The 25,328-nt window shown below is 59.7% G+C and carries 22 protein-coding genes; 16 read left to right on the top strand and 6 right to left on the bottom strand.

Annotated elements, in window-relative coordinates; translation table 11 throughout:
- Positions 1-45 precede the first annotated feature (45 nt).
- Entirely contained in the window at positions 46-1,020 is a 975-nt protein-coding gene (locus ACLD1Y_RS02970) for an alpha/beta hydrolase family protein (protein WP_429475288.1), read from the top strand.
- Positions 1,021-1,170: 150 nt separating this feature from the next.
- Here the strand turns inward: ACLD1Y_RS02970 and ACLD1Y_RS02965 are convergent, their stop codons facing one another.
- From ACLD1Y_RS02965 to ACLD1Y_RS02955, 3 genes are read right to left on the bottom strand one after another with little or no spacing between them, the layout of a single operon-like run.
- Positions 1,171-1,938 carry a TerB family tellurite resistance protein gene (locus ACLD1Y_RS02965; protein ID WP_429475286.1) on the bottom strand — a complete coding sequence of 256 codons (768 nt, stop codon included), beginning with the start codon at positions 1,936-1,938 and terminating at the stop codon, positions 1,171-1,173.
- 1 nt (position 1,939) lies between these two features.
- Positions 1,940-2,614, bottom strand: a complete 675-nt coding sequence (gene murU, locus ACLD1Y_RS02960; RefSeq protein WP_429475284.1) for an N-acetylmuramate alpha-1-phosphate uridylyltransferase MurU — start codon at positions 2,612-2,614, stop codon at positions 1,940-1,942.
- Positions 2,611-3,636: an aminoglycoside phosphotransferase family protein gene (locus tag ACLD1Y_RS02955; RefSeq protein WP_429475283.1), complete on the bottom strand. Its 1,026-nt coding sequence runs from the start codon at positions 3,634-3,636 to the stop codon at positions 2,611-2,613. Before ACLD1Y_RS02955 ends, murU begins: the two co-directional genes overlap by 4 nt.
- A 130-nt stretch (positions 3,637-3,766) precedes the next feature.
- Here ACLD1Y_RS02955 and ACLD1Y_RS02950 point away from each other — a divergent pair, with 130 nt between their 5' ends.
- From ACLD1Y_RS02950 to ACLD1Y_RS02900, 11 genes are all read left to right on the top strand, one after another.
- Positions 3,767-6,580 (top strand): LPS-assembly protein LptD, encoded by a 2,814-nt coding sequence (locus ACLD1Y_RS02950; RefSeq protein ID WP_429475281.1) that lies wholly within the window; start codon positions 3,767-3,769, stop codon positions 6,578-6,580.
- A complete protein-coding gene (surA, locus tag ACLD1Y_RS02945; protein ID WP_429475279.1) occupies positions 6,555-7,895 on the top strand; it encodes a peptidylprolyl isomerase SurA in 1,341 nt (446 codons plus the stop codon). The genes ACLD1Y_RS02950 and surA overlap by 26 nt, the downstream gene beginning before the upstream one ends.
- The gene (pdxA, locus tag ACLD1Y_RS02940) at positions 7,892-8,881 is read left to right on the top strand and encodes a 4-hydroxythreonine-4-phosphate dehydrogenase PdxA (RefSeq protein ID WP_429475277.1); all 990 of its coding nucleotides are present in this window, start codon (positions 7,892-7,894) and stop codon (positions 8,879-8,881) included. The genes surA and pdxA overlap by 4 nt, the downstream gene beginning before the upstream one ends.
- Positions 8,878-9,690 (top strand): 16S rRNA (adenine(1518)-N(6)/adenine(1519)-N(6))-dimethyltransferase RsmA, encoded by an 813-nt coding sequence (rsmA, locus tag ACLD1Y_RS02935; RefSeq protein WP_429475275.1) that lies wholly within the window; start codon positions 8,878-8,880, stop codon positions 9,688-9,690. Before pdxA ends, rsmA begins: the two co-directional genes overlap by 4 nt.
- Positions 9,691-9,881: 191 nt before the next feature.
- Positions 9,882-10,262 carry a Co2+/Mg2+ efflux protein ApaG gene (gene apaG, locus ACLD1Y_RS02930; protein WP_429475273.1) on the top strand — a complete coding sequence of 127 codons (381 nt, stop codon included), beginning with the start codon at positions 9,882-9,884 and terminating at the stop codon, positions 10,260-10,262.
- Complete coding sequence (locus tag ACLD1Y_RS02925) at positions 10,262-11,110, top strand: symmetrical bis(5'-nucleosyl)-tetraphosphatase (RefSeq protein ID WP_429475271.1); 849 nt, start codon at positions 10,262-10,264, stop codon at positions 11,108-11,110. The genes apaG and ACLD1Y_RS02925 overlap by 1 nt, the downstream gene beginning before the upstream one ends.
- Positions 11,111-11,118: 8 nt before the next feature.
- Positions 11,119-11,448, top strand: a complete 330-nt coding sequence (gene glpE, locus ACLD1Y_RS02920; protein ID WP_429475270.1) for a thiosulfate sulfurtransferase GlpE — start codon at positions 11,119-11,121, stop codon at positions 11,446-11,448.
- Positions 11,449-11,733: 285 nt separating this feature from the next.
- Positions 11,734-13,656 carry a PrkA family serine protein kinase gene (locus ACLD1Y_RS02915; RefSeq protein ID WP_135289065.1) on the top strand — a complete coding sequence of 641 codons (1,923 nt, stop codon included), beginning with the start codon at positions 11,734-11,736 and terminating at the stop codon, positions 13,654-13,656.
- A 115-nt stretch (positions 13,657-13,771) separates the two neighbouring features.
- Positions 13,772-15,043, top strand: coding sequence for a YeaH/YhbH family protein (locus tag ACLD1Y_RS02910; RefSeq protein ID WP_016977872.1), 1,272 nt, complete (start codon positions 13,772-13,774; stop codon positions 15,041-15,043).
- Positions 15,040-16,605, top strand: coding sequence for a SpoVR family protein (locus ACLD1Y_RS02905; RefSeq protein WP_429475268.1), 1,566 nt, complete (start codon positions 15,040-15,042; stop codon positions 16,603-16,605). The genes ACLD1Y_RS02910 and ACLD1Y_RS02905 overlap by 4 nt, the downstream gene beginning before the upstream one ends.
- 63 nt (positions 16,606-16,668) lie before the next feature.
- Entirely contained in the window at positions 16,669-17,898 is a 1,230-nt protein-coding gene (locus tag ACLD1Y_RS02900) for a multifunctional CCA addition/repair protein (RefSeq protein ID WP_429475266.1), read from the top strand.
- A 90-nt stretch (positions 17,899-17,988) separates the two neighbouring features.
- Here the strand turns inward: ACLD1Y_RS02900 and folK are convergent, their stop codons facing one another.
- Both folK and folB read right to left on the bottom strand, forming a co-directional pair.
- On the bottom strand, positions 17,989-18,507 hold the full coding sequence (gene folK / locus ACLD1Y_RS02895) for a 2-amino-4-hydroxy-6-hydroxymethyldihydropteridine diphosphokinase (RefSeq protein WP_429475264.1): 519 nt from the start codon (positions 18,505-18,507) through the stop codon (positions 17,989-17,991).
- Positions 18,498-18,851, bottom strand: a complete 354-nt coding sequence (gene folB / locus ACLD1Y_RS02890) for a dihydroneopterin aldolase (protein ID WP_053131128.1) — start codon at positions 18,849-18,851, stop codon at positions 18,498-18,500. The genes folK and folB overlap by 10 nt, the downstream gene beginning before the upstream one ends.
- Before the next feature lie 74 nt (positions 18,852-18,925).
- On the opposite strand from folB, the gene plsY reads away from it, so the two are divergent.
- Positions 18,926-19,495: a glycerol-3-phosphate 1-O-acyltransferase PlsY gene (plsY, locus tag ACLD1Y_RS02885; RefSeq protein ID WP_429475262.1), complete on the top strand. Its 570-nt coding sequence runs from the start codon at positions 18,926-18,928 to the stop codon at positions 19,493-19,495.
- A gap of 43 nt (positions 19,496-19,538) precedes the next feature.
- Here plsY and tsaD read toward each other — a convergent pair whose 3' ends face one another.
- Complete coding sequence (gene tsaD, locus ACLD1Y_RS02880) at positions 19,539-20,564, bottom strand: tRNA (adenosine(37)-N6)-threonylcarbamoyltransferase complex transferase subunit TsaD (RefSeq protein ID WP_429475260.1); 1,026 nt, start codon at positions 20,562-20,564, stop codon at positions 19,539-19,541.
- Between the two features lie 201 nt (positions 20,565-20,765).
- Here tsaD and rpsU point away from each other — a divergent pair, with 201 nt between their 5' ends.
- The 3 genes from rpsU to rpoD all read left to right on the top strand — a co-directional run bounded on the left by rpsU (position 20,766) and on the right by rpoD (position 25,233).
- A complete protein-coding gene (rpsU, locus tag ACLD1Y_RS02875) occupies positions 20,766-20,981 on the top strand; it encodes a 30S ribosomal protein S21 (RefSeq protein WP_002551877.1) in 216 nt (71 codons plus the stop codon).
- A gap of 360 nt (positions 20,982-21,341) precedes the next feature.
- Positions 21,342-23,315: a DNA primase gene (gene dnaG / locus ACLD1Y_RS02870; protein ID WP_429475258.1), complete on the top strand. Its 1,974-nt coding sequence runs from the start codon at positions 21,342-21,344 to the stop codon at positions 23,313-23,315.
- Between the two features lie 67 nt (positions 23,316-23,382).
- Positions 23,383-25,233 carry an RNA polymerase sigma factor RpoD gene (rpoD, locus tag ACLD1Y_RS02865; protein WP_429475256.1) on the top strand — a complete coding sequence of 617 codons (1,851 nt, stop codon included), beginning with the start codon at positions 23,383-23,385 and terminating at the stop codon, positions 25,231-25,233.
- Positions 25,234-25,328 lie beyond the last annotated feature (95 nt).

The raw sequence follows: 25,328 nt of genomic DNA, 5'->3' as shown, positions 1-25,328 counted from the left end.
CCAACCCATTAGGCTGCTGGAATCTCTTCTGGCCGGGAATTAACGATGCCCTTTATTCACCGTTCGGCACTGCCAGCATTGTGCCTGTCGCTGCTGTTTACCAGTGCCTTTTCTGTGCAGGCTGCCGATGCACCCGCGCCGCCCGCCGAAAAACCCGTCGAACGCCAGCCCTTGCTTGAGCGCAGCCAGGAAGAAGCGAGTGCCCTGGAACGTAAAATCCCGCAGCAGGAACAACAGCAATTGCAGGCCGGCAGCGATTCATTCCTCGCCCTGTGGAAACCGGCCAACAGCGCCGAGCCCGAAGGCGTGGTGATTATCGTACCGGGCAGCGGCGAAAATGCTGACTGGCCGCAAGCAATCGGTCCGTTGCGGCGCAAATTGCCAGATGCCAACTGGGGTAGCCTCAGCCTGTCGTTGCCGGATGTGAGCGTAGACACCTTGCCACCGCGCGTGATGGAAGCGCCCAAGGCCACCGTCGATACCAGCAGCAAGGACGCCAGCACCGCCGACAAGCCTATCGAGCAAGCCGCCAGCGCCGAAGCCGAAGGCACTGACCCGTCAGTAGTGCCGGGGGCGGATGAGCAAGACAAGACCGACGCCTCACGCATCTTCGCCCGCATCGATGCCGCCGTGGCCTTCGCCCAATCCCAAAGTGCGCGCAGCGTGGTGTTGCTCGGCCATGGCACGGGCGCCTGGTGGGCCGCGCGGTATTTGACAGAGAAGCAGCCGTCCCAGGTGCAGAAACTGGTCATGGTCGCCGCGCAGACGCCGACCGGACGCCATCCGGATGTACAGCAATTGGCGCCTGGCTTGAAGCTGCCGACTGCGGATGTGTTTTATCAAGACAACGCCCAGGCACGCAAAAATGCCCAGGCTAGGGGCCAGGCGGCCAAGCGGTTGAAGAATGAGGGTTATAAGCAGGTGTCGCTCAAGACCATGCCTGGCAACAGCGCGGCCGAGCAGGAGCAGTTGTATCGAAGGGTTCGTGGGTGGTTGAGCCCGCAGGCGGTTACAGACTGATCACCAACCTCAAGAGCACCGCCCCCCCTGTGGGAGCGGGCTTGCTCGCGAATGCGGTCTATCAGTCAGCACATCTGACACTGACCCACCGCATTCGCGAGCAAGCCCGCTCCCACATTGGAATGGGTTATCAAAACAAGAAAGTGGTGCCTAACGAAAATCCCGCCGCTCACGAATCAACGCATACGCACTGTGCAACTCACGCGTACGCTCGGTCGCCTCACGCACCTGCGCGGGGCTGGCGCCACTGCCGGCCACCTTGTCCGGGTGGTGGCGGCTGAGCAGGCGACGATAAGCGCCCTTGATCACCGATGGTTCAGACGTGGCCGTCACGCCAAGCAAGCGCAACGCATCCTGATAATTACCGCTTCGATTCACCAGCGGCTTGCGCTCCGGCGTGAAGTCAGCGGCCAGCGCCTTGAGCTGCTGCGGAGTCCAGCCCAGCCACTTGCCCCACAAGTCGATCAAATCACGCTCGGCATCGCTCGCTCTGCCGTCCGCCCAGACCATACGCCAGCACGCACGCAATACACCTTCCGCCGCATGGGGTTGGGCCTTGAGCACACGTAGGTAACTGCGCACCCGATCAGAACCGGACTTGCCACGATTGAACGCTGCAATTGCACGGCGCTGAGCCGACTCGGTCATGTCCAGCGAGCGCATCTCTTGTCGCGCCTGTTGAATATGCCCGTCTGCCACCCGGCCGTTGCTTTTGGCCAGGCGCCCCAGCAGTACGAACAACAACTCGTCATTGCGCAACGCCGGGCGCCCACCCAGGCGCTCACGCAACTGCGCCCAACTGTGCAGTTGCAGGCGACGATCCAACGCCTGCCCCAGCAGCGCGCCCAACAAGGCCCCCGGAATACTGGCAACGACAAAGCCAGCCCCGGCGCCGATCAGCGTCCCTGGCCACAACATGCTACTGCCCCGCTGCCAGCAGGGTTTCGACTTGTGCCAGACGCTCCAGCGTGCCGACATCGATCCAGCGTCCCGCCATGTGCTCCCCCGTTACCAAACCTTTAGCCATGGCCGCTCGCAACAGCGGCGCCAGCTTGAAGGCACCCGCGCTGCAACCCGCGAACAGCTTGGGGTCGAGCACGGAAATGCCGCTGAAGGTCAGGTTATCGGCACCGGCCGCTGCATCATGAAGCAAACCCTGATCGAGGTAGAAATCACCGCCTGAAGGGTGATGCGCCGGGTTGTCGACCATCACCAAATGGGCCAGGCCCTGCAGGGGTTGCTTAAGCCGGGTGAAGTCGTAATCGGTCCAGATATCGCCATTGACCACCAGGAACGGTTCGTCCCCCAGCAACGGCAGTGCCTGGAAGATCCCACCGCCGGTTTCCAGCGGCTCACCTTCGGGTGAGTAGCGGATACGCAGGCCGAACTGCGCACCGTCTCCCAGGTAGCTTTCGATCTGCTGGCCGAGCCAGGCATGGTTGATCACGATATCAGTGAAGCCAGCCTTGGCCAGCGCCTCCAGGTGATATTCGATCAAGCGCTTGCCGCCGGCCTGCACCAACGGTTTTGGCGTGTGCAAGGTGAGCGGACGCATCCGCTCGCCTTTGCCGGCGGCCAGGATCATCGCCTTCATACAGTCGCCTCGGCAGGCTGGCGCAGGCTCGCCAGCAATTGGGCCAGATCGGTCAACTCAGGACGATCCGCCAGCACCGCTTCTATATAAGCAAAGAAGCGCGGCACGTCGGCCAGGTAACGAGGCTTACCGTCACGGTGGCAGATGCGCGCAAAGATACCGATGACCTTGAGGTGACGCTGCACGCCCATTAGGTCGCTGGCCCGCAGGAAGTCGTTGAAATCGGCCTGAACAGGAATGCCGGCTTGGCCCGCACGCGCCCAGTAGCCGCGCTGCCATTCACGCACACGGGCCTGGGGCCAACTGAGGAAGGCGTCCTTGAACAGGCACGTGATGTCGTAGGTCACCGGGCCGTAGACCGCATCCTGGAAATCCAACACACCGGGGTTCGGATCGCTGATCATCAGGTTGCGCGGCATATAGTCGCGGTGCACCAGCACTTTGGGCTGGGCCAGGGCGCTGTCGATCAACAGATCGCTGGCACGTTGCCAGAGGGCTTGCTGCTGAGTATCCAGCTCGATACCCAGATGCCGACGCACGTACCACTCTGGAAACAGTTCCAGCTCACGGCGCAGCAAGGCAACGTCATAACTGGGCAGGGGTGCGTCCATCGGCAATTGCTGGAAAGCCAGCAAGGCGTCGATGGCATCGGCGAACAATTGATCGGCGTTTTGCGCGTCAATCACATCCAGGAAAGTTTTTTGGCCCAGGTCATTGAGCAAAAGAAAGCCGTGGGGCAAATCTTCTGCATAAATTTTTGGAACATTTATGCCCGACGTTGCCAACAAATGGGCGATATCGACGAAGGGTTTGCAGTTTTCCTGGGGGGGTGGAGCGTCCATCACCACGAAAGTCCGGCCACCGCCTTCCCAACGGAAGTAGCGCCTGAAACTCGCGTCGCTGCTGGCCGCAGTCAATGTGGCCGGGGGTACGGCACCCCAACCTTGAGCATTGAAAAGGATCGGCAACTGCTCATCCAGCCAGACTTTCAGCTGTTGTAAACGTAGATCTTGCTCGGGCATTACAAGGGTCTCCGACGGCGCTAGCCGTCAAGCGGGTCATGCTTTATTATCACGCATCTTTTTCAGACCATCGAGAGGCGTGCGGCCCACACCGCGGGCAGATGGCACGCAGGAAGCCCGGACTAATAAGATGGCATTGAAATCCCCCGCGTTTCGTAGAAAATTTCCGTTGCTGGTAACCGGCAGTCTGCTGGCCATGCAACCTTTCGCCACCTCATTCGTGGTCGCCGCGGAACAGTATGACTGCTCAGTCTCTGCTTCGGGTGCCTGGGATTGCGCGCCAAAAACCGCCGCAGCCCCGTTGCCACCGCGCCCCGTGCACGATGGCGCCGCTGTCAGCACGGCTGACGCTACGCCGCAAGGCGAAGCCGGCGGCAAAGCCGAGTCCGCGCCGCAGACCGCACTGGTTACCGACTCCAAGGGCCGTGGCCTGCGTTCGCGCAGCGCCGACTACAGCCACTTGGACTGGGTCCCTCGCGACAAGCTGACCGCCGCCCAACTGGCCGAAACCGGCCCGTATTGCGGTGGTGCGTACATCGAGCCGATTCGTCCTGGCATGAACGACAAGACGAACAAGAGCGATGCGCCCACCTTCATCGGTGCCAAGGCTTCTCGTTACGAGCAGGAATCACAAGTCGCCACCCTGGCCGGTGACGTTGTCATGCGCCAAGGCAGCATGCAGCTTGAAGCCCAAGAGGCGAGCCTGTACCAGGCTGAAAGCCGCGGCGAGCTGAACGGCAATGTGCGCATGCGCGACAACGGTGCCTTGATCGTCGGCGACCACGCCCAAGTCCAGCTGGACACCGGTGCGGCGCAGATCGACAACGCCGAGTACGTACTGCACAAGTCGCGCATCCGCGGTAACGCGCTGTACGCCAAGCGTGCCGAAAACGCGATCATCCGTCTCAAGGACGGCACGTACACCACGTGCGAACCAGACAGCAATGCCTGGCAGCTCAAGGGCAACAACATCACGTTGAACCCGGCCACCGGTTTTGGTACGGCCACCAACGCGACGTTGCGGATCAAGAACATCCCGATCCTGTACACCCCCTACATCTATTTCCCGATCGACGACCGTCGTCAATCCGGCTTCCTGCCACCGAGCTTCAGCTCCGGCAGCGAGACCGGCTTCACCCTGGTTACGCCGTACTACTTCAACCTGGCGCCGAACTACGACGCCACGTTGTACCCGCAATACATGACCAAGCGCGGCATGATGATGGAAGGCGAATTCCGCTACCTCACCAAGTCCAGCGAAGGCCAGTTCGGCGGCGCGTACCTGAACGACGACAACGACGAGCGCAAGCAGCAGACCGACTCCGAAAAAACTCGCTACATGCTCAACTGGCAACACAAGGGCGGGTTGGATTCGCGTGTACTGACCCAGGTCGACTACACCACGATCAGCGATCCGTACTACTTCCAGGACCTCAAGTCCTACCAGGAAGGCGTCGAGAGCCAGGACTACGTGAACCAGCAGGGTTCCGTGACCTATCGCGGCGACGACTTCCAAGCACGCTTGAACGTCCAGGCTTACCAGTTGGCGACAATCTCTCAGATCACGCCATATGACCGCCTGCCGCAAATCACCTTCAACGGCATGCTGCCGTACCATCCAGGCGGTTTGAACTTCAGCTACGAGACCGAAGCTGTTCGTTTTGAGCGCAGCCTAGAGAACGGCAATTTCATCAATGAAGACGGTGTCTCTGAGCGTCGCCTGGACACCTACGTCACAGGTCTGACTCGCGCCAACGGCACCCGCCTGAACGTAGCGCCAGCCGTCGAGTATCCGATGAACTGGACTTACGGTTTTGTGACGCCGAAGCTCAAGTACGTCTACACCAAGTACGATCTTGATCTTGACAGTCAGGGCAAGGACGACATTGTTGCTGCGCAAGCTTTGGCGGCGAGAAATGGCACCCAATATGCCGGCGGCACGTTCAAAAGCTCCCAGGACCGTGCGGTTCCGATTGCCAGCGTCGACAGCGGCCTGTACTTCGATCGCAATACCAACTGGTTCGGCACCAACTACCGCCAGACCCTTGAGCCGCGTGCGTTCTACCTGTACGTACCGAACAAGGACCAGAGCGATATCCCGGTGTTCGACACCAGCGAATACTCGTTCAGCTACGCCTCGCTGTTCCGCGACAACCGCTTCAGCGGCTCGGACCGTATCGGCGACGAGAACAAGCTGTCCCTGGGCTTGACCAGCCGCTGGATCGAAGACAACGGCTTCGAGCGTCAGCGCGTATCCGTGGGCCAGGCGCTGTACTTCAAGGATCGCGAAGTTCAATTGCCGGGCATCCTGGCGTCCGACCGTGCCGACGCGAGTACCGATGTCTCGCCTGTCGCGCTGGACTACGAGTACCGCTTCAACCGCGACTGGCGCGCCACCGCGGACTACAACTGGGACACCGAAGAGCACGCTCCTCGTTCCGGTAGCGCGATGCTGCACTACCAGCCGGAAGACAACCCGAACAAGATCATCAACGTTGGCTACCGCTATCGTAATGACCAGGTTGTCTACAACCAGCTGACCGGCAAATGGCAGTTTGGTGGTGACTACGGTACGCCTGGCGCAGATAACTACGTGAAGGATTACTACAAAATCCAGCAACACGACTTCTCGATGATGTGGCCGATCGTTCCGCAGTGGAACCTGATCACCCGCTGGCAGTACGACTATGCCCGCAACCGTACCCTGGAAGCCTTTGGTGGTTTCGAGTACGACAACTGCTGCTGGAAACTGCGCGTCATCAACCGTTACTGGGTTTCCAACGACGAATACAGCCAGATCGCCCCGCTTAACGAAAAGGGTGACCACGGGCTCTTCCTCCAGATCGTCCTCAAAGGACTCGGCGGCCTGACCGGCGCCAAGGTAGAGAGCTTCCTCGACAAAGGCATTGAAGGTTATCGTGAACGTGAAGACCAAGCTTTCTGATTGTCTGCGCCCGCTAGTGCTGGGCGCGCTGTTCCTGGGTACCGCATCGGCGCACGCTGCGGTTCAAGAACTGGATAAGGTAGTGGCCATCGTCGATAACGACGTGATCATGCAGAGCCAACTGGACAGCCGCGTCAAGGAAGTCCAGCAAACCATCGCCAAGCGTGGCGGTGGCGTGCCACCTACCAGCGTCTTGGACCAGCAGGTACTGGAACGCCTGATCGTCGAGAACCTGCAACTGCAGATCGGTGAGCGTTCTGGCATCCGAATCTCGGACGAAGAGCTGAACCAGGCCGTGGGCACCATTGCCCAGCGCAACAACATGAGCATCGACCAGTTCCGTGCAGCCCTGGCCCGCGACGGTTTGTCCTATGAGGACGCCCGTGACCAGATCCGCCGTGAAATGATCATCAGCCGCGTGCGTCAGCGCCGTGTGGCCGAGCGGGTTCAGGTGTCCGAGCAGGAAGTGAAGAACTTCCTGGCATCGGACCTGGGCAAGATGCAGCTTTCCGAAGAACTGCACCTGGCCAATATCCTGATCCCGACCCCGGACAGCGCCAACTCCGAGCAGCTCAATGCCGCCGCCGCCAAAACCCAGGCGATTTATAACCAACTGAAGCAAGGCGCTGACTTTGCCCAGATGGCGATCGCGCATTCTGGCAGCGACAACGCCCTCGAAGGCGGTGACATGGGCTGGCGTAAAGCCGCTCAATTGCCACCTCCGTTCGACCGCGAGCTGAGCGCCATGGAAGTCGGCGGTATCACCCAACCAGCCCGCACCCCAGGTGGTTTCATCATCCTGAAGTTGCTGGAGCGTCGCGGTGGCGAGACCTCGCTGAAAGACGAAGTCCACGTTCGTCATATCCTGGTCAAACCCAGCGAAATCCGTACCGAAGCCCAAACCAAGGAACTGGCCCAGAAGATCTATGACCGCATCGAAAGCGGTGAAGACTTCGCCACCCTGGCCAAGAGCTTCTCGGAAGACCCGGGTTCCGCCCTCAACGGCGGCGACCTGAACTGGATCGACCCGAAGGCACTGGTGCCGGAGTTCCAGGACGTCATGGCCAAGACCCCGCAAGGCGTTCTGTCCAAGCCGTTCAAGACCCAATATGGCTGGCATGTGCTGGAAGTCCTTGGCCGTCGCGCCACCGACAACACCAGCCAGGCCCGCGAGCAACAAGCCCTGAACGTACTGCGTAACCGCAAATACGACGAAGAGCTGCAAACCTGGTTGCGTCAGATCCGTGACGAAGCCTACGTAGAGAACAAGCTGCCAGGCGCCGAGCAAACAGGCACCGACCAGGCAACTCAGTGAAACCGAAGCGTTTCGCGGTAACACCCGGCGAGCCGGCCGGCATTGGTCCAGACCTGTGCCTGCTGCTCGCCTCGCAAGCCCAGCCACACCCCCTGATTGCCATTACCAGCCGCGACCTGCTCCTTGAGCGGGCCGCGCAACTGGGCGTGGCGGTCAGTTTGCTGGACGCATCGCCAGGCAATTGGCCCGACCTGCCCGCCCCCGCCGGTAGCCTGTACGTGTGGGACACCCCACTGCAAGCCAAAGTGGTTGCCGGGCAACTGGACAAGGCCAATGCAGCGTTCGTGCTGCAAACCCTGACCCGCGCCGGGCAAGGCTGCATCGACGGCGACTTCGCCGGGATGATCACTGCCCCCGTGCACAAAGGCGTGATCAACGAATCCGGCATCGCCTTCTCCGGGCACACCGAATTCCTCGCTGAACTGACCCACACCGAACAAGTCGTGATGATGTTGGCAACGCACGGCCTGCGCGTTGCCTTGGTAACCACGCACCTGCCACTGCGTGACATTGCCGACGCCATTACCGTTGAGCGACTGGAGCGCGTGACGCGCATCCTGCACGCCGACCTGCAACAAAAATTCGGCATCGCCCAACCGCGCATCCTGGTCTGCGGGCTCAACCCCCACGCCGGTGAAGGCGGCCACCTGGGCCATGAAGAAATCGACATCATCGAACCAACCCTGGAGCGTCTGCGCCAAGAAGGCATGGACCTGCGCGGCCCATTGCCTGCAGACACTCTGTTTACCCCCAAATATCTGGAGCACTGCGACGCAGTGCTGGCGATGTACCACGACCAGGGGCTGCCGGTGCTTAAATACAAAGGCTTCGGCGCCGCAGTCAACGTGACACTGGGCCTGCCGATCATCCGCACTTCCGTCGACCATGGCACTGCCCTGGACCTGGCGGGCAGCGGCAAGATCGATACCGGCAGCCTGCGCGTGGCCCTGGAAACCGCCTATCAGATGGCCGAGACCCGTATATGACTGAGCATTACCAACACCGGGCGCGTAAGCGCTTCGGGCAAAACTTCCTGCACGACGCCGGCGTGATCGACCGCATCCTGCGTTCCATCCATGCCAAACCCGAAGACCGTCTGCTGGAAATCGGCCCGGGCCAGGGCGCACTGACCCAAGGCCTGCTGGCCAGCGGCGGGCAACTGGACGTGGTGGAGCTAGACAAGGACCTGATCCCGATCCTCAACCAACAGTTCGCCGGCAAGTCCAACTTCAACCTGCATCAAGGCGATGCGCTGAAATTCGACTTCAACAGCCTCAACGCCGCGCCTAACAGCCTGCGCGTAGTGGGTAACCTGCCGTACAACATCTCCACGCCGCTGATTTTCCACCTGCTGAACAACGCAGGGATCATCCGTGACATGCACTTCATGCTGCAAAAAGAAGTGGTAGAGCGCTTGGCTGCCGGGCCAGGCGGTGGTGATTGGGGCCGTCTGTCGATCATGGTTCAGTATCACTGCCGCGTCGAACACCTATTCAATGTGGGCCCTGGCGCGTTCAACCCGCCGCCGAAAGTCGACTCGGCCATCGTGCGCCTGGTGCCTCACGCCGTGCTGCCGCACCCGGCCAAGGATCACAAGTTGCTGGAGCGCGTCGTGCGCGAAGCCTTCAACCAGCGTCGCAAGACCCTGCGCAACACCCTCAAGGCCTTGCTGAGCAACGCTGAAATCGAAGCCGCTGGCGTCGATGGCAGCCTGCGCCCCGAGCAGTTGGACCTGGCCGCATTCGTGCGCCTGGCCGACCAACTGGCCATCCAGCCCGCGCCAGCCGCTGAATAAATTGTAGGAGCGAGCTTGCTCGCGAAAAACGCCAGGACACCGCGTGCTGCCTGAATGCCCGCGTTACCGTTGACGATCTTCGCGAGCAAGCTCGCTCCTACAGAAGAGGCCAGACACATGTCTGGCCTAGTGCCCACCTCTTGGCCTAGACTGACTCGCATCTGCTGTCCTCCGCTTTTAAGGCCTCTTGCATGTCCGATCCTCGCTACCAGATCGACGTCAGCGTCGTCACCCGCTTCCTGGCGGACCAATCCCAACCTGAAAACAACCGCTTCGCCTTTGCCTACACCATCACGGTGAAAAACAACGGGCTGGTGCCGGCCAAGCTGTTGTCCCGCCATTGGGTGATCACCGACGGTGACGGCCAGGTCGAGGAAGTGCGCGGCGCCGGCGTGGTTGGCCAACAACCGCTGATCGACAGCGGAGCCAGCCACACGTATAGCAGCGGTACGGTGATGACCTCCAAAGTCGGCATCATGCAAGGCTCGTATCAGATGAAAGCCACCGACGGCCAGCTGTTCGACGCCATCATCGCGCCCTTCCGCCTCGCCGTGCCTGGAGCCCTGCACTGATGGCGACGTATGCGGTCGGTGACCTGCAAGGCTGCCTGGAACCCCTCAAGTGTCTGCTTGAACGCGTAGCCTTCGACCCGGCACGCGACCGCCTGTGGCTGGTCGGTGACCTGGTCAACCGTGGCCCCGAGTCCTTGGCGACCCTGCGCTACTTATATAGCCTGCGTGAGTCCCTGGTGTGCGTGCTGGGCAACCACGACCTGCACCTGCTGGCCGCGGGCAATAACATCGAGCGCCTGAAAAAGAGCGACACCCTGCGGGAAATCCTCGAAGCGCCGGATTGCGCCGAATTGCTCGACTGGCTGCGTCGGCAAAAAATCATGCATTACGACGAAGGCCGCAACATGGCCCTCGTGCATGCTGGCATCCCGCCCCAGTGGACACTGAAGAAAGCCCTCAAGTGCGCCGCCGAAGTCGAAAGCGTGTTGGCCGATGACAGCCTGTACACCACTTACCTCGACGGCATGTATGGCAACGAACCGGTGAAGTGGGACAACGACCTCACCGGCGTCACGCGCCTGCGGGTGATCACCAACTACTTCACGCGCATGCGTTTCTGCACCGCCGAAGGCAAGCTGGACCTCAAGAGCAAGGAAGGCGCCGACACCGCCCTGCCCGGCTACAAACCGTGGTTCGCCCACAAGGACCGCAAGACCCGTGATACCAAGATCATCTTCGGTCACTGGGCAGCCCTTGAAGGCAAGTGCGATGAGCCCGGCGTATTCGCCCTCGACACCGGTTGCGTGTGGGGCGGCGCCATGACTTTGATGAACATCGACACTGGCGAACGCCACAGCTGCCAGTGTGAATCCCCCCTTTCCGTTACCCTGCCGGCCGCCAAGCCCTAGGAGCCCCCATGAGCGAATTCAAACGCATCCCCCCCGAACAAGCCCAGGCCCTGCGTGAGCAAGGTGCCGTGGTCGTCGACATTCGTGATCAGCCTACCTACGCGGCTGCTCACATCACCGGAGCCCAACATCTGGACAACGTCAACATCGCTGATTTCATCCGCGCTACCGACCTCGACGCGCCAGTGATTGTTGCCTGCTACCACGGCAACTCCAGCCAGAGCGCGGCGGCGTACCTGATCAGCCAGGGCTTCTCCGACGTCTATAGCCTGGACGGTGGCTTTGAACTGTGGCGTACGACTTATCCTGCAGAAATTTCCTCAGGCGATTCGCAATAATTTTTTTCAAACCCCGCTATCCCGCGTGACGCTTGGGCTCGCGCCGTTTCTGACGAACGGCGCGGCCAAACTAATTACGCATCGCGCCTTGACCTCCCGGATTCCGAACTATCCTTAAGCGCAGGCCATCCGAATCAGGGGAGAGCCGGTACACCGGCGTGCGGGTCATCGGTAGCGTTTCAGGGTGTTCTGGGGGGAAAACGGCCATTGGCGTCTGTCAATGACTGCCAGCATCGACTGATTGATCCGGCGTCGGCTCCACGTATCGAGCGAGGTGACGACGTCATGAGTATCTTTAGCCACTTCCAACAACGCTTCGCGTCCACACAGCAGGAAGAACTCACGCTGCAAGAGTATCTCGAGCTGTGCAAACAGGACCGCAGTGCCTACGCGTCTGCCGCCGAACGCCTGCTACTGGCAATCGGCGAGCCGGAGCTGGTAGACACCTCAAACAATTCGCGGCTGTCGCGAATATTTTCCAACAAGGTGATCCGCCGCTATCCGGCCTTTGAAGACTTCCACGGAATGGAAGAATGCATCGATCAGATCGTCTCCTACTTCCGCCACGCCGCCCAAGGCCTGGAAGAGAAGAAACAGATCCTCTACCTGCTCGGCCCCGTCGGCGGCGGCAAATCGTCTCTGGCCGAAAAACTCAAGCAACTGATCGAGAAGGTGCCCTTTTACGCCATCAAGGGTTCACCGGTGTTCGAGTCGCCTTTGGGCCTGTTCAACGCCACCGAAGATGGCGCGATCCTTGAAGAAGACTTCGGCATCCCACGCCGTTACCTCAACACCATCATGTCGCCCTGGGCCACCAAGCGCCTGGCCGAGTTCGGTGGTGACATCAGCCAGTTCCGCGTAGTGAAACTCTACCCGTCGATCCTCAACCAGATCGGTGTAGCCAAGACCGAACCAGGGGACGAGAACAACCAGGACATCTCGGCACTGGTGGGCAAGGTGGATATCCGCAAGCTGGAAGAATTCCCACAGAACGACGCCGACGCCTACAGCTACTCGGGCGCACTGTGCCGGGCCAACCAGGGCCTGATGGAATTCGTGGAGATGTTCAAGGCACCCATCAAGGTGCTGCACCCACTGCTGACCGCCACCCAGGAAGGCAACTACAACAGTACCGAAGGCCTGGGGGCGATTCCGTTCACCGGGATCCTGCTGGCCCACTCCAACGAATCGGAATGGCACACCTTCCGCAACAACAAGAACAACGAAGCCTTCATCGACCGGATCTACATCGTCAAGGTGCCGTACTGCCTGCGGGTCAGCGATGAAATCAAGATCTACGACAAGCTGCTGTTCAACAGCTCCCTGGCCAAGGCCCATTGCGCGCCCGACACCTTGAAGATGCTCGCCCAGTTCACTGTGCTGTCGCGCCTCAAGGAACCGGAAAACTCGAACATCTACTCCAAGATGCGCGTGTACGACGGCGAAAACCTCAAGGACACCGACCCCAAGGCCAAGTCGATCCAGGAATACCGCGACAGCGCCGGTGTGGATGAGGGCATGAACGGCCTGTCGACGCGTTTCGCGTTCAAGATCCTGTCCAAAGTCTTCAACTTCGACCCCCATGAGATCGCAGCCAACCCGGTGCACTTGCTCTACGTGCTGGAGCAACAAATCGAACAGGAACAATTCCAGGCCGAAACCCGTGAGCGCTACCTGCGTTTCCTCAAGGAATACCTGGCACCGCGCTACATCGAGTTCATCGGCAAGGAGATCCAGACTGCGTACCTGGAGTCCTACAGCGAGTACGGCCAGAACATCTTCGACCGCTACGTGCTGTACGCCGACTTCTGGATCCAGGACCAGGAATATCGCGATCCGGAGACCGGCGAGATTCTCAACCGCGTAGCCCTCAACGAAGAACTGGAGAAAATCGAGAAACCGGCTGGCATCAGCAATCCGAAGGATTTCCGCAACGAGATCGTCAACTTCGTGCTGCGCGCCCGCGCCAACAACAACGGCAAGAACCCCACCTGGCTCAGCTACGAGAAGCTGCGGGTGGTCATCGAGAAGAAAATGTTCTCCAACACCGAGGATCTGCTGCCGGTCATCAGCTTCAACGCCAAGGCCAGCAAGGAGGACCAGCAAAAACACAACGACTTCGTCACACGCATGGTCGAGCGTGGCTACACCGACAAACAGGTACGGCTGCTTTCCGAGTGGTACCTGCGGGTTCGCAAATCGCAATAAGGCAGCGACACGCGTGCAGTGCCAGGCCCCTGGGCCTGGCAACTGACCGCCTGTCTTTAAGCTTCCAGCCCGCAGTTTGAAGCTTGTAACGTGAAGCTGCCCGGAGGGCTCCCCTATGAGCTATGTGATCGACCGACGCCTCAATGGCAAGAACAAGAGCACGGTAAACCGCCAGCGTTTCCTGCGGCGTTACCGTGACCACATCAAAAAGGCTGTGGAAGAAGCCGTAAGCCGCCGCTCCATCACCGACATGGAGCATGGCGAGCAAATCAGCATCCCCGGGCGGGACATCGACGAACCGGTGCTGCACCACGGCAGGGGCGGCAAGCAGACCGTCGTGCATCCAGGCAACAAGGAATTCACCACCGGCGAGCATATCCAGCGCCCCCAAGGCGGTGGCGGCGGCAAAGGCCCGGGCAAGGCCGGTAATTCCGGCGAAGGCATGGATGAGTTCGTGTTCCAGATCACTCAGGAAGAGTTCCTCGAATTCATGTTCGAAGACTTGGAACTGCCCAACCTGGTCAAGCGCAACCTCACCGGCACCGACACCTTCAAGACCGTGCGCGCCGGGATCAGCAACGAGGGCAACCCGTCCCGGATCAACATCATCCGTACCCTGCGTTCGGCCCACGCCCGACGTATCGCGCTGTCAGGCAGCAGCCGCGCCAAGTTGAAGGAAGCCAAGGAAGAGTTGGCGCGCTTGAAACGCGAGGAGCCAGACAACTTCGGCGATATCCAGGAAATCGAGGCGGAAATCGAAAAACTCAGTGCACGTATTCACCGCGTGCCATTCCTCGACACCTTCGACCTCAAATACAACCTGCTGGTCAAACAGCCCAACCCTAGCTCCAAGGCCGTGATGTTTTGCCTGATGGACGTTTCCGGCTCCATGACCCAAGCCACCAAGGACATCGCCAAGCGCTTCTTTATCCTGTTGTACCTGTTCCTGAAACGGAACTACGACAAGATCGACGTAGTGTTCATCCGCCATCACACCAGCGCTCGGGAAGTGGACGAGGAGGAGTTTTTCTATTCGCGGGAAACCGGCGGCACCATCGTCTCCAGTGCCTTGAAGCTGATGCAGGAGATCATGGCAGAGCGCTACCCGGCCAACGAGTGGAACATCTACGCCGCCCAAGCCTCAGACGGCGACAACTGGAACGATGACTCACCCATCTGCCGCGACATCCTGATCAACCAGATCATGCCGTTCGTGCAGTACTACACTTACGTTGAAATCACCCCCCGTGAGCACCAGGCTCTGTGGTTCGAATATGAGCGCATCGGTGAAGCCTTTGCCGACACATTCGCCCAGCAGCAACTGGTCTCGGCCGGCGATATCTACCCGGTCTTCCGTGAACTCTTCCAGCGCAGGTTAGTGACATGACCGCCAAAAAAGAGCAAAAGCGCCAACCGATCTCCACGGGGTCCGAGTGGACCTTTGAACTGATCCAGGCCTATGACCGGGAAATCAGCCGCATCGCGGCGGGTTACGCCCTGGACACCTATCCCAACCAGATCGAGGTGATCACCGCCGAACAGATGATGGATGCCTATGCGTCTGTAGGCATGCCTCTGGGTTACCACCATTGGTCCTACGGCAAACACTTCCTCAGCACCGAGAAATCCTACAGCCGGGGCCAGATGGGCCTGGCCTACGAGATCGTGATCAACTCCGACCCATGCATCGCCTACCTGATGGAAGAGAACACCATCTGCATGCAGGCACTGGTGGTGGCCCATGCTTGCTACGGGCACAACAGCTTCTTCAAGGGTAATTACCTGTTCCGCACCTGGACCGATGCCAGCTCGATCATCGACTACTTGGTGTTCGCCAAGCAGTACATCATGCAGTGCGAGGAACGCCACGGCATCGACGCGGTAGAAGACCTGCTCGACTCTTGCCACGCCTTGATGAACTACGGCGTGGACCGTTACAAACGGCCGTACCCCATCTCCGCCGAGGAAGAACGCCTGCGCCAGAAGGAGCGCGAGGAGCATCTGCAGAAGCAGATCAATGACCTGTGGCGCACCATTCCTAAAAAATCCGGTAAAAACAGCGACAAGGACAATGCTCGCTTCCCCGCCGAACCTCAGGAAAACATCCTGTATTTCCTGGAAAAGCACGCACCGCTGCTGGAGCCTTGGCAACGGGAAATCGTGCGTATCGTGCGCAAGATCGCCCAATATTTTTATCCTCAACGCCAAACCCAGGTGATGAACGAAGGCTGGGCAACATTCTGGCACTACACCTTGATGAACGACCTGTACGACGAGGGCTTGGTCACCGACGGCTTCATGATGGAGTTCCTCACCTCCCACACCAGCGTGGTGTTCCAACCCGGTTTCGACAGCCCGTACTACAGCGGCATCAACCCCTACGCGTTGGGCTTTGCCATGTACCGCGACATCCGGCGCATGTGCGAACACCCAACCGAAGAGGACCGCCACTGGTTCCCGGAAATCGCCGGCAGTGATTGGCTGTCCACCATCAAGTTCGCCATGAGCAGCTTCAAGGATGAGAGCTTTATCTTGCAGTACCTGTCACCCCAGGTGATTCGCGACCTCAAGCTGTTCAGCATCCTCGACGACGACCTCAAGGACGACCTGGTGGTGCCAGCCATCCATGATGAGCCTGGCTATCGCACCATTCGCGAAACCCTGGCGGCGCAGTACAACCTGGGCAACCGCGAACCGAACGTGCAGATCTACAGCATCGACGTGCGGGGCGACCGCTCACTGACCTTGCGCCATCAACAACACGACCGCAAACCCTTGGGCGAATCCACCGACGAAGTGCTCAAGCACCTGCATCGGTTGTGGGGGTTCGATATCCATCTGGAAACCCTGCAAGGCGACCAAGTGATGAAAACCCACCACGTACCACCGCGCAGCGACCATAACGACAACGACTACGGCCGCCTGGACCTGGCCGTCGTTCATCTCTGAAACAGCAAAGCCTCCATTGGCCCGGCACAGGCGTTATCCTGTGCCGCTAATGGAGGCTTTTTCATGAAAATCTACAAAGTCGGCGGTGCCGTGCGTGATCGCCTTTTGGGTATCCCGGTCACCGATATCGACCGCGTTGTGGTTGGCGCAACTGCCGAAGAGATGCTAGCCAAGGGCTATAAGCCGGTGGGCGCTGACTTCCCTGTGTTCCTGGACCCCAACAATGGCGACGAGTACGCCCTTGCCCGCACTGAGCGCAAGAGCGGCCGGGGTTACGGTGGCTTTGTGTTCCATGCAAGTCCTGAGGTGACGCTGGAAGAAGACCTGATCCGTCGCGACCTGACCATCAACGCCATGGCCGAAGATGATCACGGCAACCTGACCGACCCTTACCACGGCCAGCGGGATCTGGATGCACGCATTCTGCGCCACGTTTCACCCGCGTTCGCCGAAGATCCGCTGCGAGTACTGCGTGTTGCGCGCTTTGCTGCGCGCTATGCCCCCCTCGGCTTTACGGTTGCCGCACCCACCCTGGAACTGATGCGCCAACTCAGCGAATCCGGCGAGCTGGAAGCGTTGACCCCCGAGCGCAGTTGGAAAGAGATCTCCCGCGCCCTGATGGAAGATCAGCCACAGGTGTTTATCCAGGTATTGCGCGATTGTGGCGCCCTGAAAACCTTGATGCCTGAAGTCGATGCGCTGTTTGGCGTCCCCCAACCCGCCGCTCATCACCCGGAAATCGACACCGGCGTCCACACCCTGAGCGTGCTGGAACAGGCCGCCCTGCATCAGCAACCGCTGACCGTACGCTGGGCCTGCTTGCTGCACGACGTGGGCAAAGGCCTGACGCCTGTGGATAAGTTACCGCAGCACATTGCCCACGAACACACGGGCTTGAAGCTGATCAAGGCAGTCAACGAACGTTTCAAGGTGCCAAGGGATTGTCAGGAATTGGCATTGCTGGTGGGCCAATATCACACTCATGGCCATCGCGCCCTAGAGCTGAAAGCCTCGACGCTGCTGGAGTTGCTGCAGAGTTTTGATGTTTATCGCAGGCCACAACGCTTTGAAGAGTTTGTGGTTGCCTGCGAAATGGACGCCCGGGGCCGCAAGGGTTTTGAGCAGCGTAGTTATCCACAGGCCGATTATTTACGCGGCGCAGCACGTATCGCGCGCGAAGTAGCGGTGGCGCCGCTACTGGAGCAAGGTTTCAAAGGCCCGGAACTGGGGGAAGCGCTCAAGCGCGAACGGCTTAAAGCGCTGAAGGCCTACAAGGAACACAACCCCTTGTAGGAGCGGGCTGGCCCGCGAAAATCGTCAACGATAACGCGGGCAGCCTGACGAAACGCGGCGCCCTCAGGTTTTTCGCGAGCAAGCTCGCTCCTACAGGGGTGTATTCGGCGTCAGTTGCTGGCCCCGCCATTCAAACGCGACGGGCGCCAGCACCTGGTCGATCTGCGCATCGCGCCACAGCTCGGCCAGCGTCTTGCCCACCTCAGGGTGCACACGTTGCGGCGCCATCAACGACAGCGGCCACAGCACAAAGGCGTTCTTGAGGATTTCTGCACGCGGCAAGATCAAGCCATCGAAATTGCCCACCAGGTCGCCGTATAGCAACACGTCGATATCCAGCGGCAAGCCCTTGCGATCCGGCGCGTAACGACCGTTGTCGGCCTCGATAAACTTCAATCGGCGGTCCAGCTCCATCAACGGCAGATCGGTATAAGCTGACACCACCAAATTGAAGAACGGGCCGCTCTTGATCCCCACCGGCTGGCTTTCAAAAACCGCCGAGCAACGAACATCGGTCAAGAAACCCGCCAACGCATCAAGGCCGGCGCACAGGTGGGACTCGCGCTCGATATTACTGCCAAGGCCAAGGTAAACCTGAGTTAGCGGCATCCGCGCTCGATCTCCACGCCCACGCCCTTGGCGGCCGGGACGGCGCCTGGCTTGGTCAATTTGAGGTGTAGCCAGGGGATCTGGAATTCACTCATCAACACTTCGGCCAGGCGCTCGGCGAAGGTTTCCACCAACTGATACTGGGATTGCTCGGCAAACGCCTGGATACGCGTGGACACACTGGCGTAATCCAACGCCAGGGTCAGGTCATCGCCGGCCGCAGCCGGGCGGTTATCCCAGGCGAAGCTCAGGTCCAGGCGCAGGCATTGGCGGATTCCGCGCTCCCAGTCGTAGGCCCCGATCACGGTGTCGACTTCCAGGCCTTCGATAAACACTCTGTCCAAGCACTCTTCTCCGCAGCACGACAAGGGCGCGATGCCCCGTTAGAATCAGGGCGTCCTCGCCCGGAATAGTTAGCATGTTTTGGTCACTGGCGATTCTCGCCTACCTGCTCGGCTCGCTGTCCTTCGCCATTTTGCTCAGCCGCCTGACGGGAAATCCCGACCCGCGAATGAGTGGCTCAGGCAATGCCGGCGCCACCAATATGTTGCGCCTGGCCGGCAAGAAGCTCGCCGTGCTGACGTTGCTGGGCGACCTGTGCAAGGGCCTGCTGCCCGTGCTGATCGCCAGCCTCGCCGGCCTTACCCTGCAACAGCAGGCCTGGGTGGGCGTATGTGCCGTCCTCGGCCATCTGTTTCCACTGTACTTCCGTTTTCGCGGCGGCAAGGGTGTCGCCACGGCGGCTGGCATGCTGCTGGGGATCTACCCACCGGCAGCGTTGCTGGCTGTGCTCGCCTGGCTGCTGACGTTCTACCTGACCCGTACCAGCTCGCTCGCCGCCTTGATTGCGACTCCACTCACCCTGCCATTGCTGGCCTGGCAGGAACCGGCAGCGCTGTTACCGATGAGCGTGTTGACGCTGCTGATCGTCTGGCGCCACCGCGGCAATTTACGCGACCTGTTTGCCGGGCGCGAACGGCATTTTTAAATACCTGCGATGAGCCCGGCTCACGTTACGGCCATACAAGGGCTCACAACGGCGACAACTGCTCCATCGGCCAGCGCGCCTGCACGCTGATCGCCAGGCTTTCATGCTGCCCGGCCTGCAGGCGCTGGCAACCGGCGTAGGCGATCATCGCGCCATTGTCGGTGCAGAACTCGGGGCGTGCGTAGAACACATCGCCTTTCATGTCGCCGAGCATTTTTTCCAGCGAAACACGCAACGCCTTGTTGGCACTGACGCCGCCTGCGATCACCAGGCGCTTCATGCCTGCCTGTTTCAGGGCGCGCTTGCACTTGATGGTCAAAGTCTCCACCACGGCCTGCTGGAACGCCAGCGCGATGTCGCAACGGGCTTGCTGGCTGTCGTCCCCGGCGCTGACGCTTTGCTGCCAGGTGTTCAACGCAGAGGTTTTCAAGCCGCTGAAGCTGAACATCAAACCAGGGCGATCGCACATCGGGCGCGGGAAGGTGTAGCGGCCGACCACACCCTGTTCGGCGAGGCGGGCGATTTCCGGGCCGCCCGGATAGTTGAGGCCCATCATCTTCGCGGTCTTGTCGAAGGCTTCGCCGGCCGCGTCGTCCAGGGACTCACCCAACAAGGTGTATTGGCCGATGCCATCCACCTGAACCAACTGCGTATGGCCGCCGGAAACCAACAAAGCGACGAACGGGAACTGGGGTGGTGTTTTTTCCAGCATGGGGGCCAATAAATGGCCTTCCATATGGTGCACACCGAGGGCCGGAATACCCCAGGCAAAAGCCATCGCCTGGGCGCAAGAGGCCCCAACCAGCAGGGCTCCGACCAATCCGGGGCCCGCGGTGTAGGCAATGGCGTCGATCTCGGTCGGCACGCAGCCGGCCTCATCCAACACCTGACGAATCAGGGGCAGCATGCGCTTGACGTGATCACGGCTGGCCAACTCTGGCACCACGCCGCCATAGGCACGGTGCAGGTCGATCTGACTGAACAGTGCATCGGCCAAAAGCCCGCGTTCACTGTCGTAGAGTGCGACACCGGTTTCGTCGCAGGAGGTTTCAAGTCCCAGTACTAGCATGGGTTTGCGCCTTTAGAGGCTAAATTCGAAGGCGCGCATAATAGTCGCCGCTCCCCCTCCCGACTAGCGGTTTTCGATCAGAGGCTTTGCATTCCGGGCAATGAGGGGTTAACATCCGCAACCCTTAAAAACCGACGACCTCAGCCGCGAATTTCTTGCGACGAGAACGTTGATCCCGGTAATGAAAGAAGGTAGCTCTGGATGCCAGCCGTCAAAGTTAAAGAGAACGAACCCTTCGACGTAGCTCTGCGTCGTTTCAAGCGCTCCTGCGAAAAAGCCGGTGTACTGGCTGAAGTTCGTAGCCGCGAATTTTACGAGAAGCCAACTTCTGAGCGTAAGCGCAAAGCAGCAGCCGCTGTTAAGCGTCACGCTAAGAAAGTTCAGCGCGAACAGCGCCGCGCCGTTCGTCTGTACTAATACACAGACGTTCGTAGCAAGCTTCTGCCAAGCCCGGCCCTCAGCCGGGCTGTTGGCATTTGCGGATATCGCTTGATGCTTCACTGTCGACGCCGCACACGCGACCGAGACAACTGCTTCACACGTCAGGACTGGCTCTTTTGCCAGCGTGCGCGTCTCTTCTGACGAGCCTACCAAGGCTACTGACGAGCACACCCCCTTTTCTTCTATGCCAAAGACTGACCAGAAACTAACGTCAGTGAATGTTCGGCAGATACACTTCAATGCAACCCATGCAGACGATTGATGATCGAGCCCTACGACACGTTGGCTTGAACACTTCACGGGCCCTCATTTACACGCAGTGATGACGAGAACGCCATGGCCGGGCTTATTCCCCAGAGCTTTATTGACGACCTTCTGAACCGCACCGACATCGTCGATGTTGTCAGCTCACGCGTGCAATTGAAGAAAGCCGGCAAGAACTACACCGCCTGCTGCCCGTTCCACAAAGAAAAAACCCCGTCGTTCAGCGTCAGCCCCGATAAGCAGTTCTATTACTGCTTCGGCTGCGGCGCAGGTGGCAACGCCCTCGGCTTCCTGATGGACCACGACAACCTGGACTTCCCCCAGGCCGTCGAGGATCTGGCAAAAGCCGCCGGCATGGAGATCCCCCGTGAAGAAAGTGGCCGCCCGCACAAACCGCGCCAGCCCACTGATTCGCCGCTGTACCCACTGCTGACGGCCGCTGCCGACTTTTATCGTCAGGCGCTTAAAAGCCATCCGCAGCGCAAAGCCGCCGTCGACTACCTCAAAGGCCGAGGCCTTACCGGGGAAATCGCCCGCGACTTCGGCCTCGGCTTCGCGCCGCCCGGCTGGGACAATCTCTATAAGCACCTGAGCAGCGACACCCTGCAGCAAAAAGCCATGATCGACGCCGGCCTGCTGGTTGAAAACGCCGAAACCGGCAAGCGCTACGACCGCTTCCGCGACCGCGTGATGTTCCCGATCCGCGACAGCCGTGGCCGTATCATCGCCTTTGGTGGTCGCGTACTGGGGGACGATAAGCCCAAGTACCTGAACTCCCCGGAAACCCCGGTGTTCCATAAAGGCCAGGAACTCTACGGCCTGTTTGAAGCACGCAAGAACAATCGCAACCTCGATGAAATCATCGTGGTTGAAGGCTATATGGACGTGATCGCCCTGGCCCAGCAAGGTTTGCGCAACGCCGTGGCCACCCTCGGCACGGCCACCAGCGAAGAACACTTGAAGCGTTTGTTTCGTGTGGTACCCAGCGTATTGTTCTGCTTTGACGGCGACCAGGCCGGTCGCAACGCCGCCTGGCGCGCACTTGAAGCCACGTTGTCGAGCCTGCAAGACGGGCGCCGTGCACGCTTCCTGTTCCTGCCCGAAGGCGAAGACCCGGACACCCTGGTGCGCTCCGAAGGCACCGATGCCTTCCGCGCGCGCATCAATCAACATGCGCAGCCGCTGGCAGACTATTTCTTCCAGCAACTGACCGAAGAGGCCGACCCGCGCTCCCTCGAAGGCAAGGCCCACATGGCCACCCTCGCAGCGCCGTTGATCGACAAGGTGCCAGGCGCCAACTTGCGCACACTCATGCGCCAGCGCTTGCTGGAAATCACCGGCTTGAGCGGCGAAGCAGTCAGCCAGCTGGCGCACAGCGCACCACAAGATGCGCCGCCACCGGCCTACGACCCAGGCATGGATTACGACGCCATGCCGGACTATTCCGACTTCCATCAACCGCAGGAGGCCTATACGCCCCAGCAGGAGTGGACACCGAAAAAGCCCGGCGCCGGCGGCAAGAAATGGGACAAGAAACCCTGGAGCAAGAACGGCAAGCGCGGCGATCGCGATGAGGCCTACGCCCCACGCACACCGGTAGCGGTGGAAGCGCCGACGCTGATTGCGCTGCGTACGCTGATCCACCACCCGCAATTGGCTGGCAAGGTTGAAAGTGCCGACCATTTTGCCAACGAGAGCAATACCTATGCACAGGTACTGATCGCCTTGATCGAAGCCGTGCAGAAAAATCCTAAGCTAAACTCTATTCAGCTGATGGCTCGTTGGCACGGCACTGAACAAGGCCGCCTATTGAAAGCGCTCGCAGAAAAGGAGTGGCTAATTGACGGCGACAACCTTGAACAACAGTTTTTAGACACCATTAATAGGTTATCCGCGGGCCAGCACACGCAGACCCTCGATGAACTTATCAAGAGAGCAAGACAGCCGGGATTATCGGCTGAAGAGCAAATTCAGATAGCAAAACAGATGCGCGACCTCTTAAAACAGAATGTTTCCGCATCAAACCCGACCTCAGCTGGCGTGTGAGGTCATAGCTCGGGTATAATCCTCGGCTTGTTTTTTGCCCGCCAAGACCTTCAGTGGATAGGGTGTTATGTCCGGAAAAGCGCAACAGCAGTCTCGTATCAAAGAGTTGATCACCCTTGGTCGTGAGCAGAAGTATCTGACTTACGCAGAGGTCAACGACCACCTGCCTGAGGATATTTCAGATCCAGAGCAGGTGGAAGACATCATCCGCATGATTAATGACATGGGGATCCCCGTACACGAGAGTGCTCCGGATGCGGACGCCCTTATGTTGGCCGACGCCGATACCGACGAGGCAGCCGCTGAAGAAGCCGCTGCTGCGTTGGCCGCGGTGGAGACCGACATCGGTCGCACGACTGACCCTGTGCGCATGTATATGCGTGAAATGGGTACCGTCGAGTTGCTGACACGCGAAGGCGAAATCGAAATCGCCAAGCGTATCGAAGAGGGCATCCGTGAAGTGATGGGCGCAATCGCGCACTTCCCTGGCACGGTTGACCACATTCTCTCCGAGTACACTCGCGTCACCACCGAAGGTGGCCGCCTGTCCGACGTCCTGAGCGGTTATATCGACCCGGACGACGGCATTGCGCCGCCTGCTGCCGAAGTGCCGCCGCCTGTCGATGCCAAGGCTGCGAAAGCCGATGACGATTCCGATGACGACGATGCTGAAGCCAGCAGCGACGACGAAGAAGAAGTCGAAAGCGGTCCAGACCCGATCATCGCTGCCCAGCGTTTCGGTGCGGTTTCCGACCAAATGGAAATCACCCGCAAGGCCTTGAAGAAGCACGGTCGCGCCAACAAGCAGGCAATCGCCGAGCTGCTGGCCCTGGCTGAGCTGTTCATGCCGATCAAGCTGGTACCGAAGCAATTCGAAGGCCTGGTTGAACGCGTTCGTAGCGCCCTTGAGCGTCTGCGTGCACAAGAGCGTGCCATCATGCAGCTCTGTGTCCGTGATGCGCGCATGCCGCGTACCGACTTCCTGCGCCAATTCCCGGGCAACGAAGTTGACGAAAGCTGGACTGACGCGCTGGCTAAAGGCAAGGCGAAGTACGCCGAAGCCATTGGCCGCTTGCAGCCGGATATCATCCGTTGCCAGCAGAAGTTGCAAGCATTGGAGACCGAAACCGGTCTGACGATTGCTGAGATCAAGGACATCAACCGTCGCATGTCGATCGGTGAGGCCAAGGCCCGCCGCGCGAAGAAAGAGATGGTTGAAGCGAACTTGCGTCTGGTGATCTCCATCGCCAAAAAGTACACCAACCGTGGCCTGCAATTCCTCGACCTTATCCAGGAAGGCAACATCGGTTTGATGAAGGCTGTGGACAAGTTCGAATACCGTCGCGGCTACAAGTTCTCGACTTATGCCACCTGGTGGATCCGTCAGGCGATCACTCGCTCGATCGCCGACCAGGCCCGCACCATCCGTATCCCGGTGCACATGATCGAGACCATCAACAAGCTCAACCGTATTTCCCGGCAGATGTTGCAGGAAATGGGTCGTGAACCGACCCCGGAAGAGCTGGGCGAACGCATGGAAATGCCTGAGGATAAAATCCGTAAGGTATTGAAGATCGCTAAAGAGCCGATCTCCATGGAAACCCCGATCGGTGATGACGAAGACTCCCATCTGGGTGACTTCATCGAAGACTCGACCATGCAGTCGCCAATCGATGTCGCCACCGTTGAGAGCCTCAAAGAAGCGACTCGCGACGTACTGTCCGGCCTCACTGCCCGTGAAGCCAAGGTACTGCGCATGCGTTTCGGCATCGACATGAATACCGACCACACCCTTGAGGAAGTCGGTAAGCAGTTTGACGTGACCCGCGAGCGGATCCGTCAGATCGAAGCCAAGGCATTGCGCAAGTTGCGCCACCCGACGCGAAGCGAGCATCTACGCTCCTTCCTCGACGAGTGATACCAGAACCCCCGGCCTAGGCCGGGGGTTTTGTTTTCTATCGATAAAAGCCTGCGCATCCCCTCCTCCCCCCGCAATGCCCGTCTACACTCGAA

The organism is Pseudomonas sp. 18175 (assembly GCF_050432925.1).
In the GTDB taxonomy this organism is placed as follows: Bacteria; Pseudomonadota; Gammaproteobacteria; order Pseudomonadales; family Pseudomonadaceae; genus Aquipseudomonas.
This window is presented reverse-complemented; position numbering and strand designations above follow the sequence as displayed.

Bases quoted from the DNA above. Each gene is read 5' to 3' on its own strand.
- ACLD1Y_RS02970 (WP_429475288.1), top strand. From the start codon at position 46: ATGCCCTTTATTCACCGTTCGGCACTGCCAGCATTGTGCCTGTCGCTG.
- ACLD1Y_RS02965 (WP_429475286.1), bottom strand. From the start codon at position 1,938: ATGTTGTGGCCAGGGACGCTGATCGGCGCCGGGGCTGGCTTTGTCGTT.
- murU (WP_429475284.1), bottom strand. From the start codon at position 2,614: ATGAAGGCGATGATCCTGGCCGCCGGCAAAGGCGAGCGGATGCGTCCG.
- ACLD1Y_RS02955 (WP_429475283.1), bottom strand. From the start codon at position 3,636: ATGCCCGAGCAAGATCTACGTTTACAACAGCTGAAAGTCTGGCTGGAT.
- ACLD1Y_RS02950 (WP_429475281.1), top strand. From the start codon at position 3,767: ATGGCATTGAAATCCCCCGCGTTTCGTAGAAAATTTCCGTTGCTGGTA.
- rsmA (WP_429475275.1), top strand. From the start codon at position 8,878: ATGACTGAGCATTACCAACACCGGGCGCGTAAGCGCTTCGGGCAAAAC.
- apaG (WP_429475273.1), top strand. From the start codon at position 9,882: ATGTCCGATCCTCGCTACCAGATCGACGTCAGCGTCGTCACCCGCTTC.
- ACLD1Y_RS02925 (WP_429475271.1), top strand. From the start codon at position 10,262: ATGGCGACGTATGCGGTCGGTGACCTGCAAGGCTGCCTGGAACCCCTC.
- glpE (WP_429475270.1), top strand. From the start codon at position 11,119: ATGAGCGAATTCAAACGCATCCCCCCCGAACAAGCCCAGGCCCTGCGT.
- ACLD1Y_RS02915 (WP_135289065.1), top strand. From the start codon at position 11,734: ATGAGTATCTTTAGCCACTTCCAACAACGCTTCGCGTCCACACAGCAG.
- ACLD1Y_RS02910 (WP_016977872.1), top strand. From the start codon at position 13,772: ATGAGCTATGTGATCGACCGACGCCTCAATGGCAAGAACAAGAGCACG.
- ACLD1Y_RS02905 (WP_429475268.1), top strand. From the start codon at position 15,040: ATGACCGCCAAAAAAGAGCAAAAGCGCCAACCGATCTCCACGGGGTCC.
- ACLD1Y_RS02900 (WP_429475266.1), top strand. From the start codon at position 16,669: ATGAAAATCTACAAAGTCGGCGGTGCCGTGCGTGATCGCCTTTTGGGT.
- folK (WP_429475264.1), bottom strand. From the start codon at position 18,507: ATGCCGCTAACTCAGGTTTACCTTGGCCTTGGCAGTAATATCGAGCGC.
- plsY (WP_429475262.1), top strand. From the start codon at position 18,926: ATGTTTTGGTCACTGGCGATTCTCGCCTACCTGCTCGGCTCGCTGTCC.
- tsaD (WP_429475260.1), bottom strand. From the start codon at position 20,564: ATGCTAGTACTGGGACTTGAAACCTCCTGCGACGAAACCGGTGTCGCA.
- rpsU (WP_002551877.1), top strand. From the start codon at position 20,766: ATGCCAGCCGTCAAAGTTAAAGAGAACGAACCCTTCGACGTAGCTCTG.
- dnaG (WP_429475258.1), top strand. From the start codon at position 21,342: ATGGCCGGGCTTATTCCCCAGAGCTTTATTGACGACCTTCTGAACCGC.
- rpoD (WP_429475256.1), top strand. From the start codon at position 23,383: ATGTCCGGAAAAGCGCAACAGCAGTCTCGTATCAAAGAGTTGATCACC.